The following is a 15,469-nucleotide window of genomic DNA, read 5'->3' as shown; positions in this document are numbered from 1 at the left end:
TGCTGCGGCTGACCACGACCCTGGGCAGCCAGCCTGAACAAGACTGCGCAGAAAGGCGCCTGCTGCACGCCTATGCGGAAATCGCAGCTGGCCACCTCGCCGCAGCGCGCGAGCAAGCCCAGATGCTGGTGCGCGATCATCCCCATTTCTCGCTCGCGCAGCTCCTGCTCGGCGATGTGATGTGCGCCAGCCGCGGGGACACTTCGGCCTTTGCTGCCGCCCCCACTCCTGCGTTGCCGCAACAACTCACGCCTTACCGCGAGCGGGTTCTGGAATTGCGCGCCGAGGCGCTTGCGCGGCTGGGCGCCTACACCGCGCCACCGCCTGCGGATGCCATCCCAGCCAACCTGGTCACACTCGCACCCGACGTGCCACGCGCCATCGTGGTCGACACCGCCCGCTCACGGCTCTATCTGTTCCAGCAACGCAACGGCATACCGCACCTGCAGGCAAGTTATTACTTCAGCCAGGGCAAACTCGGTGACGGCAAGACCCGCGCCGGGGACATGAAAACCCCGCTGGGCATTTACTTCATTACCCGCAAGATCGGTGCGCGCGATCTCAAGCCCCTTTACGGCGCCGGCGCGCTGACCTTGAACTACCCCAACGAGTGGGACAAACAGCAGGGGCACACTGGGTTCGGCGTATGGCTGCATGGCACACCGCCCGACAGCTACGCCCGCGTCCCGCTGGCTTCGGATGGCTGCCTGGTGTTGTCCAACCCCGATCTGCGCAAGATCATGGCCGACACGCCGGCAGGCAGCACCCCGGTAATCGTCACCCGCCATGTGCAGTGGCTCAGCCCGGCGCAATGGGCCGCGCAGCGCCAGCGCATGGTTGCCCAGTTGCAGGCCGACATCACGCGCTCAGCCCAGCTCGGCTTGCGTCCACAGGACGCACTGGCGTCTGCCTCGGCAGCGCAGACGCCGCAGCGCGGGATGGCGGTGCGCCCCGGCGCACTCACCATCCTGCAATACCCGGGACAGATCGTGGTGCAGTACAGTACAGTGCTGCCGACTCTGCGCACGGCACCCTCTATCGCCAGTACTGGGCGCAGCGCAGTGCACAGTGGCAACTCATATTCCAAGGAAGCGTTTCATGATCGATCATGCCCTCATCCCCTCGGCACAGACCCGGCTGCCCCGCCTGTGGCAAGTGCTGCGCCGGCAGGTTGCCCCGGCGCTTGCCGCGTTAGGAATGATCTGCGCCGCAATGCCCGCCGCGCAGGCGGCTGATGCCCCGACGGCACAACCCCGGGTAGAGTTCACCACCACGCTGGGCAAATTCGTCGTCCAACTTGACCCGGCGCGCGCGCCCAAGACCGTGGCCAACTTTCTCGACTACGTCAAAAGCGGTTTCTACAAAGGCACCATCTTTCACCGCGTGATCCCCGATTTCATGGTGCAGGGCGGTGGCTTCACCCCCGATATGAAGCAAAAACCCTCGCGCGCCCCCATTCCTCTGGAAAGCCGCAACGGGTTGCACAACCTGCGCGGCACCATCGCCATGGCGCGCACCGCCGATCCCAATTCCGCCACCTCGCAGTTCTTCATCAATGTGGTCGACAATCCCAGCCTGGACTACCCCCGGCCGGATGGCTATGGTTACGCGGTGTTCGGCAAGGTGGTCTCCGGCATGGACGTCATCGACAAGATCGTCGCTGTGCCCACCAAGAACGAAGGCCCGTTCCAGAACGTGCCCGTCAAGCCCGTCCTCATCGAAGACGCCAGGCTCCTCAACTGACTCTACCGAAAGCCCATCATGGTCGAACTCCAAACCAGCCACGGCAACATCCGCATTGAACTCGACACCGCGCATGCGCCCAAGTCCTGCGAAAACTTCCTGGCCTATGTACGCTCGGGCCATTTCGACGGCACCATCTTTCACCGCGTGATCGACGGCTTCATGATCCAGGGCGGCGGGTTCGAGCCCGGCATGAAGCAAAAGCCCACGCGCGAACCGATCAAGAACGAGGCCAACAACGGCCTAAAAAACGAGCGCTACACCATCGCGATGGCCCGCACCTCCGACCCGCACTCGGCCACCGCGCAGTTCTTCATCAACGTGGCCGACAACGCCTTCCTCAACCACACCGCGCCTTCCCCGCAGGGCTGGGGCTACGCGGTCTTCGGCAAGGTAGTCGAGGGGCAGGATGTGGTGGACAAGATCAAGGGTGTCAAGACCGGGCGTAAGGGCTTTCACGACGACGTGCCGCTGCAGGACGTGGTCATCCTCAAGGCGGTCGAAGTCTGACCCACAGCCAAGCGGTCCTGCGTGTGCCGCCAGCCTCCATCTCGGCAACTGCATCGCCCGGTCTGCAGACCGCTCAGCCGGTGTCAGCGCCAACGATTGCAGACGGAAGCTGGCACCGCATCGCTCTAGTTTCCGACCTGCATCTGGGCGCGCACACCCCGCGCACCACAAAGACTTTTCTCGACTGGCTCGGCGGCCCGGTGCGGCGGGCGCAAGCACTGTTCATCCTCGGCGATCTGTTCGAGGCATGGGTCGGTGACGATCTGCTGAGCGCCGAGGCGTTGACCATCGCGCCGGACGAGGCCCGCTGCACACAGCGCATCGCCGCTGCGCTGCGCCACTACACCCAGTGCGGTGGCGCGCTGTTCGTGCAGCACGGCAATCGCGACTTTCTGCTCGGCCCCGCTTTTGCGCAGAGCACTGGCGCCGTGCTTTTGCCCGACCCGGCGCTGCTGCAGTTCAACGGCGTGCGCATCCTGCTCACCCACGGCGACCAGCTTTGCCTCGGTGATACCGCCTACCTGAGGTTTCGTGCGCAGGTGCGAAACTCCGACTGGCAGCGCCGCACACTGGCGCAACCGCTTGCCGCGCGGCTGCAGCAGGCGCAGGCCCTGCGCGCCGCCAGCGCCGCAGCGCAAGCGCAGCCGTCCCTGTGGGCCGACGCCGACCCGCAGGAGGCATGCCGCTGGATGCACGCCACATCCAGCCGCTGGATGATCCACGGCCACACGCACCGCCCCCAGGACCATTGGGCGGGCGGACTGCTGCGGCAAGTGCTCGCCGACTGGGATTGCGACACCCCCGCCACCCCGCGCGCGCAGGCGCTGTGGCTGCAGGCCGACGGCAAAGCACTCTGCGCGCACCGCGCCGCAGTCGCCGGCTAGGACGCCTGTTCGCGCGATCTGCAGCGCCCGCGCCGTCGTGGGTGCAACACTGCAGCCAGCGAAATTTGTAACAAAACGCCATTCGTCGGCTGGAAACGATCGTTCGTCGGAAAGTCGGGTGCCACCGCAGTGAAGTCGGTCAAAATGTGCGAAAGACACATTCCGTCACACATGACATTCTTTCTTTTATTCTCCGCACTGCTGCCAAGGCGTGCAGTCCCTGCGATGACCCACCCCCAGTCCGACAGAGCCCGGTGCGGCCGAGCGCGCGGTTTCACCCTGGTCGAGCTCTTGATCACTCTGGTCATCGCCGGGCTGCTGCTCGCATTAGCCGTGCCGAGCTTCAATCGCCTGATCATCTCCAGCCGCCTGACCACACAGGCCAATCAGGCGGTGAGCCTGCTCACCCTGGCGCGCACCGAGGCAGTCAAACGCGGTGTCGACGTGCAACTGACCGCCGACGGCGCCATGTCCACGCGCCCAACCCAAGGCGCATCAGTCCCTATCACCCAGGCTGCCCCGGTCTCAGCGGGCATCACATCAACGCCGCGGGTCCAGGCCCTCATCGCCTCGCCCATGGGACTGCTGCACGAGCCCAACACCACGACCGGCTATACCGGACTCGTGTTTGACCTCTCCAGCAACGCCATCGACGGTGACAACCACCGCTGCATCTATCTCTACACTGGCACCACCGTGGCGAGCTGCACCGATTCTCAATCCTGCAAGGCGGATGCTCCCAATGCGAACTGCAAATGATCTCGCGCCGCGGTCCTGCGGCGTCTGCCCCAAGCCGCGCTTCGCACAGCGTGGCGTCGGGCTGTTGGAAATCCTGGTTGCTGCCGCGGTGCTGACCATCGGCATCCTCGGCATCATCGTGCTGCAGGTCAAGACCCTTGCAGACAACGCCAGCTCACTTGGCCGCACGCAGGCGGCCATCGCAGCTTACTCGATGTTCGACCTGATGCGTGCCGACCGCGCCAATGCCCTGACCGGCGCCTACAACGCCACGGTCAGCGCAGACAACTGTCCCAACGCCGCGGACACCCTGGCCCGGGCACAGCTACGCAACTGGTGCCTGGGCTATGACGCAGCCGCCAACAACACAGCACCACCCGACGCACAGCGCGGCGGCCTATTTGCGCTTGGGCCCAAAGCCAGCGGCACCGTGGCGTGCGCGCCGACCGGGCCTAACGTCACCGCAAGCAACTGCAGCATCACGCTGACCTTCAACGAAAGCAAGGCCACCGCCGGACAGGCCGCGCAAACGCTGACCTTCTGGACACAGATATGACGCACTCCATCCCTCCAACCGACCGCCTGCGGCAAAGCGGGCTGACTCTGGTCGAACTGATGGTTGCGATGCTGCTCGGTCTGGTGGTCATTGGCGCCGTCGTCAGCGTGCTGCTAACCAGCCGCCAGAGTTACACCACCACCAGCGGCCTGAGCCAGCTGCAGGACAACGCCCGCATCGCCTTCGAGCTGATGGCGCGCGACATCCGTCAGGCCGGCAATACACCCTGTGGCAATAGCTTGGTCAATGACATCCTCGCTGGCAACGGTTGGTATCGGTGGGTCAACGGCGCCGGATTGTTCGGCGTCGACAACGCAGCCGATCTCGCCCCGCTGCCGGCTGCGCCCGCACCCACGGGCGGTTTCGCCGCGCTGGTCACCCGTGGGACTGGAACGGTCAGCGCCAATCTGGTGTCCGGCAATGCCGCCTGCTCTTCCATCGTGCCAATGGCTACCGCGCCGGCCGATGTGGGCATCGGCGTCAACGACCTCGTGCTCGCCTGCGACGGCACCCAGGCGTATATCTTCCAAACTGGCGCATTCAACAATGGGCTGCCGGTCGCCACCAATGGCAATCCCGGCAACAGCGCCGCACAGTTGCCCTCCTGCAGCTCGTTCAGTGCCACTGCCTACGTGGCCCCGTACAGCGCCCACGCGTGGTATGTCGGCAACGCAGGAGCAGGCGCGCCACCCGGCACTTTGTCGCTATACCGCGCGCACTATGCCGGCAATGCGCTGGTTTCAGAGGAAATCGTCCGAGGCGTGACCGGCATGCAGATCGGTTACCTGACGACCGGCCCGAACTTCGTCAACGCGGGCGGGATTGCAGCCAATGGCTGGAACAGCGTCTCCGCCGTGCATCTGGCCCTGACGCTGCAAACCGTCACCAACCCGCGAAACCCCAACGCGGCCGCACAGGAACGCCTGATTCGCACCTTCGACACCATCATCCGCGTGCGTTGACCATGAAACCGTCCTCCCCCTCCCCGTTTCACCCTCAAACCGCAACACGCACCGTGCAGCATGGTGTGGCGCTGATCGTCTCGCTCATCCTGCTGCTGGTCATCACCATCATCGGCCTGGCCGCCATCCGTCTGTCGAGCACAGAGGAAAAAATGGCCAGCAACACGGTGGACCGCACCCAGGCCTTCCAGGTGGCAGAAGCCACACTCCAGTTCGCCGCATCGACCATCCTGCCGCCGAACACCCCGCCCAACCCTGCGACGTTCAGCGCCGCCTATATCGACTGCGCCAACAATCCTTGCACAGACAACCCGGCAAACGACAACACGGTGCCCGACTCGGCCTGGGTCTTCCCCCCCACGGCGAAAGATGCAAGCGGTGGCGCAGGTCAGATCGTCGCACTGTACGGCAACAAGCCCTCCTACCTCATCCAATACATGGGCCAGTGCAGCACCGAAGGCGGGAATTTCCAGTTCACCAACGACCAAAACAACCAGGGGGGTGGCAACTCGCTCAAGTCCTCTGGCCAGTGCTATCGCATCACCGCACGCGCCGGCGCGCCGTCGCCCAACCGCGCGCAGGTCGTACTGCAAGCCATCTACCGCACCAATTGACCCCAGTGTTTTCCTCCCCCGCGCCACAGTTGACGGAGTCTGCCATGCCCGCCATTCGCACGTTCACCCGCCGAAGTCTCGTCCTCACCCTGTGCGCCCTGTTCGCCACGCCCCCCATGGCACAAGCCGCCGTAGACGTCGCCCAAAGCCCGTTGATCCTGCAAAAACCCATCCCGCCGAATCTGGTACTCATGCTGGACGATTCGGGGTCGATGAGCTGGGATTTCATGCCAGACGACGCCTCCGGCACCAATTCCGCAAAAAACGGTACTTATTACAACCCAAACATCAAATACATCCCCCCCAAAAAAGCGACTGGTGAAGACTATCCAAATGCAACATTCCCCAATGCATGGATTGATGGATTTAACCCAGGAAGCGGATCAACAAATATCCAGACTTACTCATCACCAGACCTTGGGTATAAATACTACAAATATAAATATGTAGGCGGTAGCATCACAACCTGCGGGTCTCGATATAAAGGGTACAACTGCGTGTTTTCCTATATTGACCCCGCAACAAACGTAGAAAAGTACATCGGCCAAAGCTGTTCTGGATTTACCTCCAATTGCACCACCGACACAGCACAGCAACAAAATGTCGCAAATTGGTTTTCGTATTACAGAACCAGGATATTAATGGCCAAAACTGGCCTGACCCTGGCCCTCTCTGGCCTTGATAAGAACTATCGCTTCGGTTTTGCATCAATCAATGGGCGAAACACGGCAAAAATACCAACCACTCCAACACCCTACACCTATTCATCGCCCTACAATCAGAATAATAAAATCGCAGCCGTAAACACCTTTGGCGATGGTTCCAAAGGCACACAGAAAGCCAATTTTTGGAACTGGCTCACAACGATCACTCCGTATGGTGGCACCCCGCTGCGCTCTGCACTAAAAGCTGTCGGCGAATATTACAAAACCGATCAGCCGTGGCAGACGAGCCCAACTGACAAAACTGAGCTGACCTGCCGCCCTGCATTCACCATTCTAACGACCGACGGGTATTGGAACACCGACACCGATTCATCAATCAACTTGGGCAATGTCGATGGAGAAAATGGACCCAAAATCACTGCACCTGCGACATACCAGCGCATTGCAGCACAGCCTTATTCCGATTCCTATTCCAACACCCTTGCCGATGTGGCGATGCAATACTGGCAAAATGACCTGCGGCCAAGTGCGGCGAACAACGTGCCCACCACACCCAGCGACCCGGCGTTCTGGCAGCACATGACCACCTTCACCATGGGCCTGGGCTTCACCCCGACGGGCATCACACCCAGCTCGCTGACCCCGCCACAACTATTTGAATGGGCGCGCACCGGCACGCCACCTTCTGGTGTGACCAGCATGACATGGCCGCGACCGGCCGATAACAGCATCAACAATATCGCCGACCTGCTTCACGCCGCGATCAACGGGCATGGAGATTTCTTCTCTGCAAAAAATCCGACCGAGTTCATCAGCGGTCTGAAATCGGCCCTGGCACAGATTGCCGACCGCAAGGGTGCGGGCAACGCGATCACGCTATCGGGCACGAGCACATCGAGCAGCGCCGATGCGGTGTACCGCTTCATCGGCACCTATTACACCGGTCAGTGGAGTGGTGAATTGACTGCCGAAAAGTGGGACAGCACCGCGCAGGCCTATGTGCCCGCCTGGAAGGCAAACAGCGCATTCCCGGCTGCGGCCAACCGCAACATCTGGACCATGAGCCGCTTGGCCAGCACACTAGCCACCCAGACACCCACGGCCTTCAAATTGGGCCCGGGCGATACCCTGCCTGCTCTGGACGAATCGTTGCTGCAAGGGCTGGATTACTACCTGAACGGCAACAAGCAGTCCATTTCCCGCACGACGATGCTCAACTATCTGCGCGGAGACAACCCCGACCCCACGCTGCGACAGCGCAAGGTGATGCTCGGCGATATCATCTCCTCGACACCGGTGTATGTCGCCGCGCCGGACAAAACGCTGTACGTGAATGCCACCTTTCCCGGCGCGGCGAGCTACGGCACGTTCGTGGCGAACCAATCCAGCCGCGATCCTCTGGTCTATGTCGCCGCCAATGACGGCATGCTGCACGCCTTCCGCGTGAAGCAGGCACTCAAAACCGACGGGACGCCCGATCCTGACAAGCCCGCGGGGCAGGAAGTGTTCGCTTACCTCCCCGCCGGTGTACTGGCGCAGACCGCCACGAGTGCGGGCGGCCTGTCCAACTCCGCCAACCCGCAGTACGGCGTAGTCGACGGCGTGACCGGCGCGCAGGCCGTGCCGCACCAGTACTACAACGATGGCAAGATCACGACCCAGAACGTCTATCTCGACACCGGGGATGGGCAGGGCAAGATCTGGCGCACCATTCTGGTGGGAACGACCGGCCGCGGCCCGGCCAAGAGCGTCTACGCGCTGGACATCACTAACCCGGCCAATTTCGATGCACTGGCGCAAAGCGCGACCGACCCGACCAAGCCACGGCCCAAGGTCTTGCTCTGGGAACGCTCTGCGGGCGATGCAGGCGCCTGCACCGGCACGGTAGCCATCAACTGCAGCGACTACATCGGGCAGATGACCGGCGCCCCGGTCATCGCCCAGATCAAGGACGGCGCCAGCACCAAGTGGGTAGCGTATGTGGGCAATGGCTACAACAGCAAGGCCAATCTGCCGGCATTGCTCGAATTCGACCTGACCACCGGCACACTGAAAGTCCGCCCCACCCTGACAGGTGCACTCAATGACGGCCTGGCCGAGCCCGGGCTGGCGCAGCCCGACAGCAAGACCGGCATTTCCAACGCGGCCTATGCGGGCGATCTCAACGGCAATCTCTGGAAATTCGATCTGACCTCACCCACCGAAACCGGAACCAGCGTGTTCAAAGCGGTTGACAAAAATGGCAACCCGCAACCGATCACTAGCATGGTCGCGCTCGCGTACAACGCGACCCGTGGCAAGGAAAGCACCTGGGCACTGTTCGGAACAGGACGCTACCTGAGCGACGCTGATATCCCGTCCAACCAGGTGCAAACATGGTATGGGCTAAGAGTTGCGACAGACTCTCAAAATCCCCTACTCTCAGCGGTTGTCACCTCCAGCAGCACGCGGGACAATTTAATGGAACGCACCATATTGAAGGAAGACAGTGCCGGCAATGGCAGCCTGCTGCGTGCTACGAGCCCGGCCACTGCGAACGATATGGATAGCAAAGTAGGTTGGTATATGGATCTTTCTACCCAAACAGGTGAGAGAATTATCAACCGCACCCAGTTCATTGGCGGCATGGCGCTGGTGACCACCATGATTCCGAAGGTGAGCGACCCCTGCAACACCGTGCCATCCGGCGCGGTGATGCTGGTCGATCCGTTCACCGGGGCGAACCTGACAGCCGATTTCGGTCTGGGCGTGACCACTTACAAGCCGAACAACGGCACCGCGTTCAACGTCGCATACAACGGGGTGGTCTATCCGGTCGGCTCAGCTGGCGGCGTGACCGGCAGCTACGACAACAAGGGAAAAATCATGCTGCAGTTCAACAACTTGTCCGGCAGCCCGGTGAACCTCGGGCCGATCACTTCACCCTCTGCCGGTATCGGTCGGGTGTCCTGGCGCGAGGTGGGTTTCTGATGCCCGCATTGCACTGCTCCTTTTGAACCATTTCATCCATTCGCCATGAATCAACATGCGCTCTCCCCGTACGGGACGCACCGCCTGTGGACAGCGGGGTTTTCACTGATCGAACTGATGATCGTCGTTGCGGTCATCGCGGTCGTCGCCGCCATCGGCTATCCGTCCTATGTCAATAGCGTGGTCAAGACCAAGCGCGCCGCGGCCGCTGGATGCGTCGCGCAATACGCTTCAGCAATGGAGCGCTACTACACGGTCAATCTGCGATACGACCAAGACCCCAACGGGGGCGCAAATTCTTTGGTGGGCTCCCCGCCAGCAGCCCCGCTGGATTGCTCCAGCGCGCAAAACTCGGGTGCCGATTACGACTTCACTGTGGTGGCCGGTCGCGACACATTCACCGTGACGGCCACCCCCAAGAACGCGCAGAAGAGCCGCGATACAGCGTGCGGCGCGTTGAGTCTCAACCAACTTGGCAGCAAGACCGCCACCGGCACCGGCGATAGCGGCGCGTGCTGGGCAAACTGAGCTTTCCTCTTACGGCCAAACGGCAATGCCACACGCCAAAGCCCGGCTCCCAAGCCATTGGCCTCTGCCCAAAGGGGGCCAGCACCGTGGGTTCACACTGCTCGAGGTGCTTGCCGCACTGACCATCGCCGCGCTGCTGCTGACTTGGGCGCTGCCCTGGCTGAACAACTGGGTCTTGCAACATCGGCTGGCAACTGCGACCAATGGCCTGGCCGCGGCGTTTGCGCTGGCCAGGCAGACCGCCATTTCGCATCAACGCCCTGTGGCGCTGTGCGCCGGCGTGCCGCCGAAATGCCATGACGCGGCGCAGTGGAACTGGGCCGCGGGCTGGTTGATGTTTTTCGATGACAACCGCAACGGCCTGCCGGATGACGACGCGCCTGTGCTGCACACCGCAGCGGAACTGCCGAGGGACGTCATGGCGTTCGCGAACGGCCCGTTGCGCAAGGCGGTGATCTTCACACCGCTGGGAGTTGCGCAGCAGGCAGACGGTGCATTCTCGGCCGGACGCATCCGATTGTGCGTACGTGCACCGATTGTCAACAATGTGCGCGATCTGGTGCTGGCCAAGTCAGGTCGGCTGCGTCTGGAAGAATCAGACCGGGATGGCGATTGCTCCGCCCCCTAACCGGATCTGGGCCAAACTATGCCCGACCCCACCCTCCTGCCCTGGGCCGCTGCGCTGGGTGCTGGTCTGTTGATCGGTGTGGAGCGCGAGCGCAGTCAACCGCCGGAATCGCCCACGGGTTTGCGCAGCTTTGTGCTGGCAGCGCTTGCCGGTACCACTGCGGCTGCGCTTGGGCCGCTCGCGCTGGCGGTCCTGCTCGGCGCCTTTGCGCTACTGGCATTTTCCGGCCATGTCCAGACCCGCAAGACCGACCCGGGACTCACCACCGAGTTCGCCCTGCTGCTGACCGTGCTGATTGGCGCGCTGGCGCAGCAGGCGCCGGGATGGGCCGCTGGTCTGGCCGTGGTCGTTGCCGCTGTGCTGGCGGCGAAAAGCGCGCTGCATGGGTTCGCGCGCCATGTGCTGAGCAACGCGGAGATGCAAGCCGTGCTCATGCTGGCTGCAGCCGCGCTAGTGATCCTGCCGTTATTGCCCGACCGGAAAATCGCCTGGCTGGCCGGTCTGAACCTGCACACCCTGTGGTTGCTGGCGGTGCTGGTCGTGGCCATTCAGTCACTCGGCCACCTAGCGATGCGAGTGCTAGGCAGCCAGCGCGGCCTGGCGCTGTCCGGTCTGGCCGGAGGCTTCATCTCGAGCACCGCGACGATTGCGGGCATGGCACAGCGCGCACGGACACAGCCCGAGATGCAGACCGATTGCCTGCGTGCGGCGCTGCTGTCAAACCTGGCGACTGCCGCCGAGCTCGGTGCGCTAGTGGCGCTGATCGCACCCGCGCTACTCGCCGCCCTGCTGCCTGCGCTGGCCCTGTACAGCGCTGGCGTGCTGCTGGTGGTGGGCGCACTGTGGGGACGCGGTGGGCAGCCCAAACCGGCTGACGCCAACCTGCAGTCTGCACAGCATCGGCCGTTTCAGCCGCTCCAGGCGCTGCTGTTCGCAAGCGTTCTGACAGCCGTGTTGCTGGGCGCAGAGGTGGTGCGCAGTTGGCTGGGCAACACGGGAGCCGTGATCGCCACCGGGCTGGTCGGCCTGGGCGACGCGCATGTGGCGTCTGCCACGGCGGCACAGTTTGCAGCGAGCGGCGGCTTCACCACGCAGCAGGCCCTGCTGGCCATCGGCCTGGCGCTATCGACCAATGCCATCAGCAAGACGGTGGCCGGACTTGCCGGCGCGCAGCTTCGTTTTGGCATCGCCAACGCGGCAGCTCAGCCGATCCTGATCGGCCTGTTCTGGCTCGGGCTGTGGGCCAGCCGCTCCCTGGGTTTGGTGCCGGTCTAGAATCGCTCGGTTAGGCCTGCGCGTCATATTCTCTGCTTATTCGTCGCGTGACTACCGCCCCCTGCCCATCCCGCCTGCATGAAGACCGACCCCTGCCAGACGCCCCCACTGGATGATTCTCCGCTGATCGCCGAACGTCGCGCCAAACTGGCTGCGCTGCGCCAGGCCGGTCCGGCGTACCCCAACGATTTCAAGCCCACGCACCATGCTGCCAGCCTGCTGGCGCGTCACGGCGGCGACGAACCGCAGACGCTCGACGCCGCAGCCGTGCGCGTGCGAGTGGCGGGCCGCCTGATGCTCAAGCGCATCATGGGCAAGGCAAGTTTTGCCACTTTGCAGGACAGCACCGGCCGCATCCAGATTCATGTGTCCAACGATGTCACCGGCGAGCAGGCGCATGCCGCATTCAAGCACTACGACCTAGGCGATTGGATCGGCTGCGAGGGCGTGCTGTTCAAGACCCGCACCGGCGAGCTGACCATCAAGGCCGAGCAGGTGCGGCTGCTGGTCAAGAGCCTGCGCCCGCTACCCGACAAGTTCCACGGCCTTGAGGATGTCGAAACCCGCTACCGCCAGCGCTATGTCGACCTCATCGTCTCCCCCGAGTCGCGTGAACGCTTTGCGCTGCGCAGCAAGGCCATTGCCGCGCTGCGCAGCGAGATGCTCGCCGCGGGCTTCATCGAGGTGGAAACGCCGATGCTCCACCCCATTCCCGGCGGCGCGGCAGCCAAGCCCTTCGTCACCCATCACAATGCGCTTGATCAACAGATGTATCTGCGCATCGCGCCCGAGCTGTACCTCAAGCGGCTGCTCGTGGGCGGCTTCGAGCGGGTGTTTGAGATCAACCGCAATTTCCGTAACGAGGGCCTCAGCCCGCGGCACAACCCCGAGTTCACCATGATGGAGTTTTACGCCGCGTGGTGGACCTACCGCGACCAGATGGATTTCACCGAGGCGCTGATCCGCAACACCGCGCAGCTCACCTGCGGCACGACCGTGCTGACACACCAAGGTCGCACCCTCGACCTCAGCGCCCCGTTTGCCCGCCTGACCCTCACTCAGGCGATCCGGAAGCACGCGCCGCACTACACCGACGCCCAGCTGGCCGACGACGGCTTTCTACGCGGCGAATTGCGCCGTCTCGACGCCGACCACACCGCGCACAAGCTCAAGGGCATGGGACTGGGCGCGTTGCAACTGGCGTTGTTCGAGGAGGTTGCCGAGCATCTGCTGTGGGAGCCGACTTTCATCGTCGACTATCCGGTGGAAGTCTCGCCTCTGGCGCGCGCCTCGGATGCCGACCCGAACACCACCGAGCGCTTCGAGCTGTTCATCACCGGCCGTGAGATCGCCAACGGTTTTTCCGAACTGAACGACCCCGAGGATCAGGCCGCACGCTTTGCCGCGCAGGTCAAGGCCAAGGAAGCCGGAGATGACGAGGCCATGTATTTCGACGCTGACTATGTACGCGCACTGGAATACGGTATGCCGCCGGCGGGCGGCTGCGGCATCGGCATCGACCGGTTGGTCATGCTGCTGACTGACGCACCCAGCATCCGCGACGTCATTCTCTTTCCCGCCCTGCGTTTCGAGGGCTGACCCCCATGCCCACCCTCATTTGCGGCTCGCTCGCGTTCGACACCATCACCACCTTCGACGGCCGCTTTGCCGAGCACATCCTGCCCGACAAGGTACACATCCTCAACATCAGCTTTCTGGTGCCCACCCTGCGACGCGAGTTCGGCGGTTGCGCCGGCAACATCGCCTACAGCCTGGCACTACTCGGCGGCGAGCCACTGATCCTGGGCGCGGTCGGAGCCGACGGCCAGAGCTATCTCGACCGGCTCGACGCACTGCGCATCCCACGCACCCATGTCGGCATGCTGCCCGACTGTTTTACCGCACAGGCCCACATCATCACTGACCGCGACAACAACCAGATCACCTCGTTTCACCCGGGTGCCATGGGCCGGGCGCACGAGCTGCCGGTGCCTCTCGATGCCGGGGTCGATCTGGCCATCATCGCGCCCGACGGCCGCTCAGCCATGATCGATCACGCCGCGCAACTGGCCGACGCAGGCATTCCCTTCGTGTTCGATCCGGGCCAGGGCCTGCCGATGTTCGACGGTGCCGAACTGCGCGACTTCATCGCCAAGGCCAGCTGGGTTGCGGTCAACGACTACGAGGCTGAGCTGCTGGTCGAGCGTACCGGCTGGAGTCTGGATCACATCGCCTCGCAGGTCGATGGACTGGTGGTCACGCGCGGCGAACAGGGCTGCCGCGTCTGGACGGCGGATGCAGCTGCGGTGGACATCGCCGGCGTGCCCGCGCGCCAGGTCTGCGATCCCACCGGCTGCGGCGACGCATTCCGCGCCGGCCTGCTGTTCGGACTGTCGCGCCGCTGGTCGCTGCTCAACAGCTGCCGTCTGGGCAATGTGCTTGGCGCAGAAAAAATTGCGGTTCATGGTCCGCAGAATCACCAACTCAGCCTGCAGTCCGCGCTGCAACGCATGCAGGCTGTCTACCGCATGGCGCCGCAGATCTGAAGCCGAGCTGAAATGCTGCGCGGGCCACTTGCAAACTCATCCCGCAGGGATTGAAATCCGGCTCATGGAACGTATTTACCGCAGGCGAGTCTGAATCACAGAGTCCACTTCCATCAAGGGAGCTTTTCCATGAACGAGCAACGCGACTACACCATTTACGCCCAGCCTGGTGGCGCAGCAGTCGTGCGCAACAAGGTGCTGCGGCAAACCTACACGCTGCTGGCGCTGTCGCTCATCCCCACGGTCATCGGTGCCTGGGTCGGCATGGTCACCGGGCTGAACCTGGCCATGGCACAAAGCCCGGGGCTGACCATGATCGCCTTCTTGGCCGGCGCGTTCGGGCTGATGTTCGGCATCGAACGCACCAAGAACTCGAGCACGGGCGTCTGGCTGCTGCTGCTGTTTACCTTTTTCATGGGGGTGATGCTGTCGCAAATCCTCGGCTTTGTGCTGGGCATGAGCAACGGGCCGCAGCTCATCATGCTGGCATTCGGTGGCACGGCGGTGATTTTCGGCGCCATGGCCACGATGGCCAATGTGGTCAAACGCGACCTCTCGGCCCTGGCCAAGACGCTGTTCGTCGGCGTGATCCTGCTGATCCTCGCGGGCATCGCCAATCTCTGGCTGCAGTTGCCGGCGTTGATGCTGACCTTCTCGGTGGTTGCGATCATCATCTTTTCGGCGTTCATGCTGATCGACGTGCAGCGCGTCATCAACGGCGGCGAGACCAATTACATCACCGCAACCCTAGCGATCTACCTCGACATCTACAACGTGTTCGTCAACCTGCTCTCAATCCTGAGCTTTTTCGGCGGCGGAGGTCGGCGGTAATCCCGCTCTCCCGCGTCCG

At 63.1% G+C, this 15,469-nt stretch carries 15 protein-coding genes; all 15 read left to right on the top strand.

Annotation, left to right across the window (positions count from 1 at the left end):
* The first annotated feature begins 122 nt into the window (after positions 1–122).
* The 15 genes from ACZ47F_RS07745 to ACZ47F_RS07675 all read left to right on the top strand — a co-directional run bounded on the left by ACZ47F_RS07745 (position 123) and on the right by ACZ47F_RS07675 (position 15,450).
* Entirely contained in the window at positions 123–1,235 is a 1,113-nt protein-coding gene (locus tag ACZ47F_RS07745) for a L,D-transpeptidase family protein (RefSeq protein WP_464924172.1), read from the top strand.
* Entirely contained in the window at positions 1,198–1,743 is a 546-nt protein-coding gene (locus tag ACZ47F_RS07740) for a peptidylprolyl isomerase (RefSeq protein WP_464924171.1), read from the top strand. The genes ACZ47F_RS07745 and ACZ47F_RS07740 overlap by 38 nt, the downstream gene beginning before the upstream one ends.
* Positions 1,744–1,761: 18 nt before the next feature.
* Positions 1,762–2,253, top strand: a complete 492-nt coding sequence (locus ACZ47F_RS07735; RefSeq protein ID WP_464924170.1) for a peptidylprolyl isomerase — start codon at positions 1,762–1,764, stop codon at positions 2,251–2,253.
* A 23-nt stretch (positions 2,254–2,276) separates the two neighbouring features.
* Positions 2,277–3,137, top strand: a complete 861-nt coding sequence (locus tag ACZ47F_RS07730; protein ID WP_464924169.1) for a UDP-2,3-diacylglucosamine diphosphatase — start codon at positions 2,277–2,279, stop codon at positions 3,135–3,137.
* Positions 3,138–3,362: 225 nt separating this feature from the next.
* On the top strand, positions 3,363–3,896 hold the full coding sequence (locus ACZ47F_RS07725) for a GspH/FimT family pseudopilin (RefSeq protein ID WP_464924168.1): 534 nt from the start codon (positions 3,363–3,365) through the stop codon (positions 3,894–3,896).
* Positions 3,880–4,431 carry a type IV pilus modification protein PilV gene (gene pilV / locus ACZ47F_RS07720; protein ID WP_464924167.1) on the top strand — a complete coding sequence of 184 codons (552 nt, stop codon included), beginning with the start codon at positions 3,880–3,882 and terminating at the stop codon, positions 4,429–4,431. The genes ACZ47F_RS07725 and pilV overlap by 17 nt, the downstream gene beginning before the upstream one ends.
* Positions 4,428–5,393: a prepilin-type N-terminal cleavage/methylation domain-containing protein gene (locus tag ACZ47F_RS07715; RefSeq protein ID WP_464924166.1), complete on the top strand. Its 966-nt coding sequence runs from the start codon at positions 4,428–4,430 to the stop codon at positions 5,391–5,393. Before pilV ends, ACZ47F_RS07715 begins: the two co-directional genes overlap by 4 nt.
* Positions 5,394–5,395: 2 nt before the next feature.
* Complete coding sequence (locus ACZ47F_RS07710) at positions 5,396–6,007, top strand: pilus assembly PilX family protein (protein WP_464924165.1); 612 nt, start codon at positions 5,396–5,398, stop codon at positions 6,005–6,007.
* Between the two features lie 44 nt (positions 6,008–6,051).
* The gene (locus ACZ47F_RS07705; protein ID WP_464924164.1) at positions 6,052–9,642 is read left to right on the top strand and encodes a pilus assembly protein; all 3,591 of its coding nucleotides are present in this window, start codon (positions 6,052–6,054) and stop codon (positions 9,640–9,642) included.
* A gap of 45 nt (positions 9,643–9,687) precedes the next feature.
* A complete protein-coding gene (locus ACZ47F_RS07700) occupies positions 9,688–10,170 on the top strand; it encodes a type IV pilin protein (protein ID WP_464924163.1) in 483 nt (160 codons plus the stop codon).
* 25 nt (positions 10,171–10,195) lie between these two features.
* Positions 10,196–10,798, top strand: a complete 603-nt coding sequence (locus ACZ47F_RS07695; RefSeq protein ID WP_464924162.1) for a GspH/FimT family pseudopilin — start codon at positions 10,196–10,198, stop codon at positions 10,796–10,798.
* An 18-nt stretch (positions 10,799–10,816) separates the two neighbouring features.
* Entirely contained in the window at positions 10,817–12,073 is a 1,257-nt protein-coding gene (locus ACZ47F_RS07690; RefSeq protein WP_464924161.1) for a DUF4010 domain-containing protein, read from the top strand.
* 78 nt (positions 12,074–12,151) lie between these two features.
* On the top strand, positions 12,152–13,672 hold the full coding sequence (gene lysS, locus ACZ47F_RS07685) for a lysine--tRNA ligase (RefSeq protein ID WP_464924160.1): 1,521 nt from the start codon (positions 12,152–12,154) through the stop codon (positions 13,670–13,672).
* A 5-nt stretch (positions 13,673–13,677) separates the two neighbouring features.
* Entirely contained in the window at positions 13,678–14,619 is a 942-nt protein-coding gene (locus ACZ47F_RS07680) for a carbohydrate kinase family protein (protein WP_464924159.1), read from the top strand.
* Positions 14,620–14,748: 129 nt separating this feature from the next.
* Positions 14,749–15,450 (top strand): Bax inhibitor-1/YccA family protein, encoded by a 702-nt coding sequence (locus tag ACZ47F_RS07675; RefSeq protein ID WP_464924158.1) that lies wholly within the window; start codon positions 14,749–14,751, stop codon positions 15,448–15,450.
* The last annotated feature ends 19 nt before the right edge of the window (positions 15,451–15,469 follow it).

The sequence above is a fragment of the Thiomonas islandica genome (assembly GCF_055383445.1).
The sequence above is the reverse complement of the archived record's forward strand: the minus strand, read 5'-3'. Positions and strand labels throughout refer to the sequence as shown.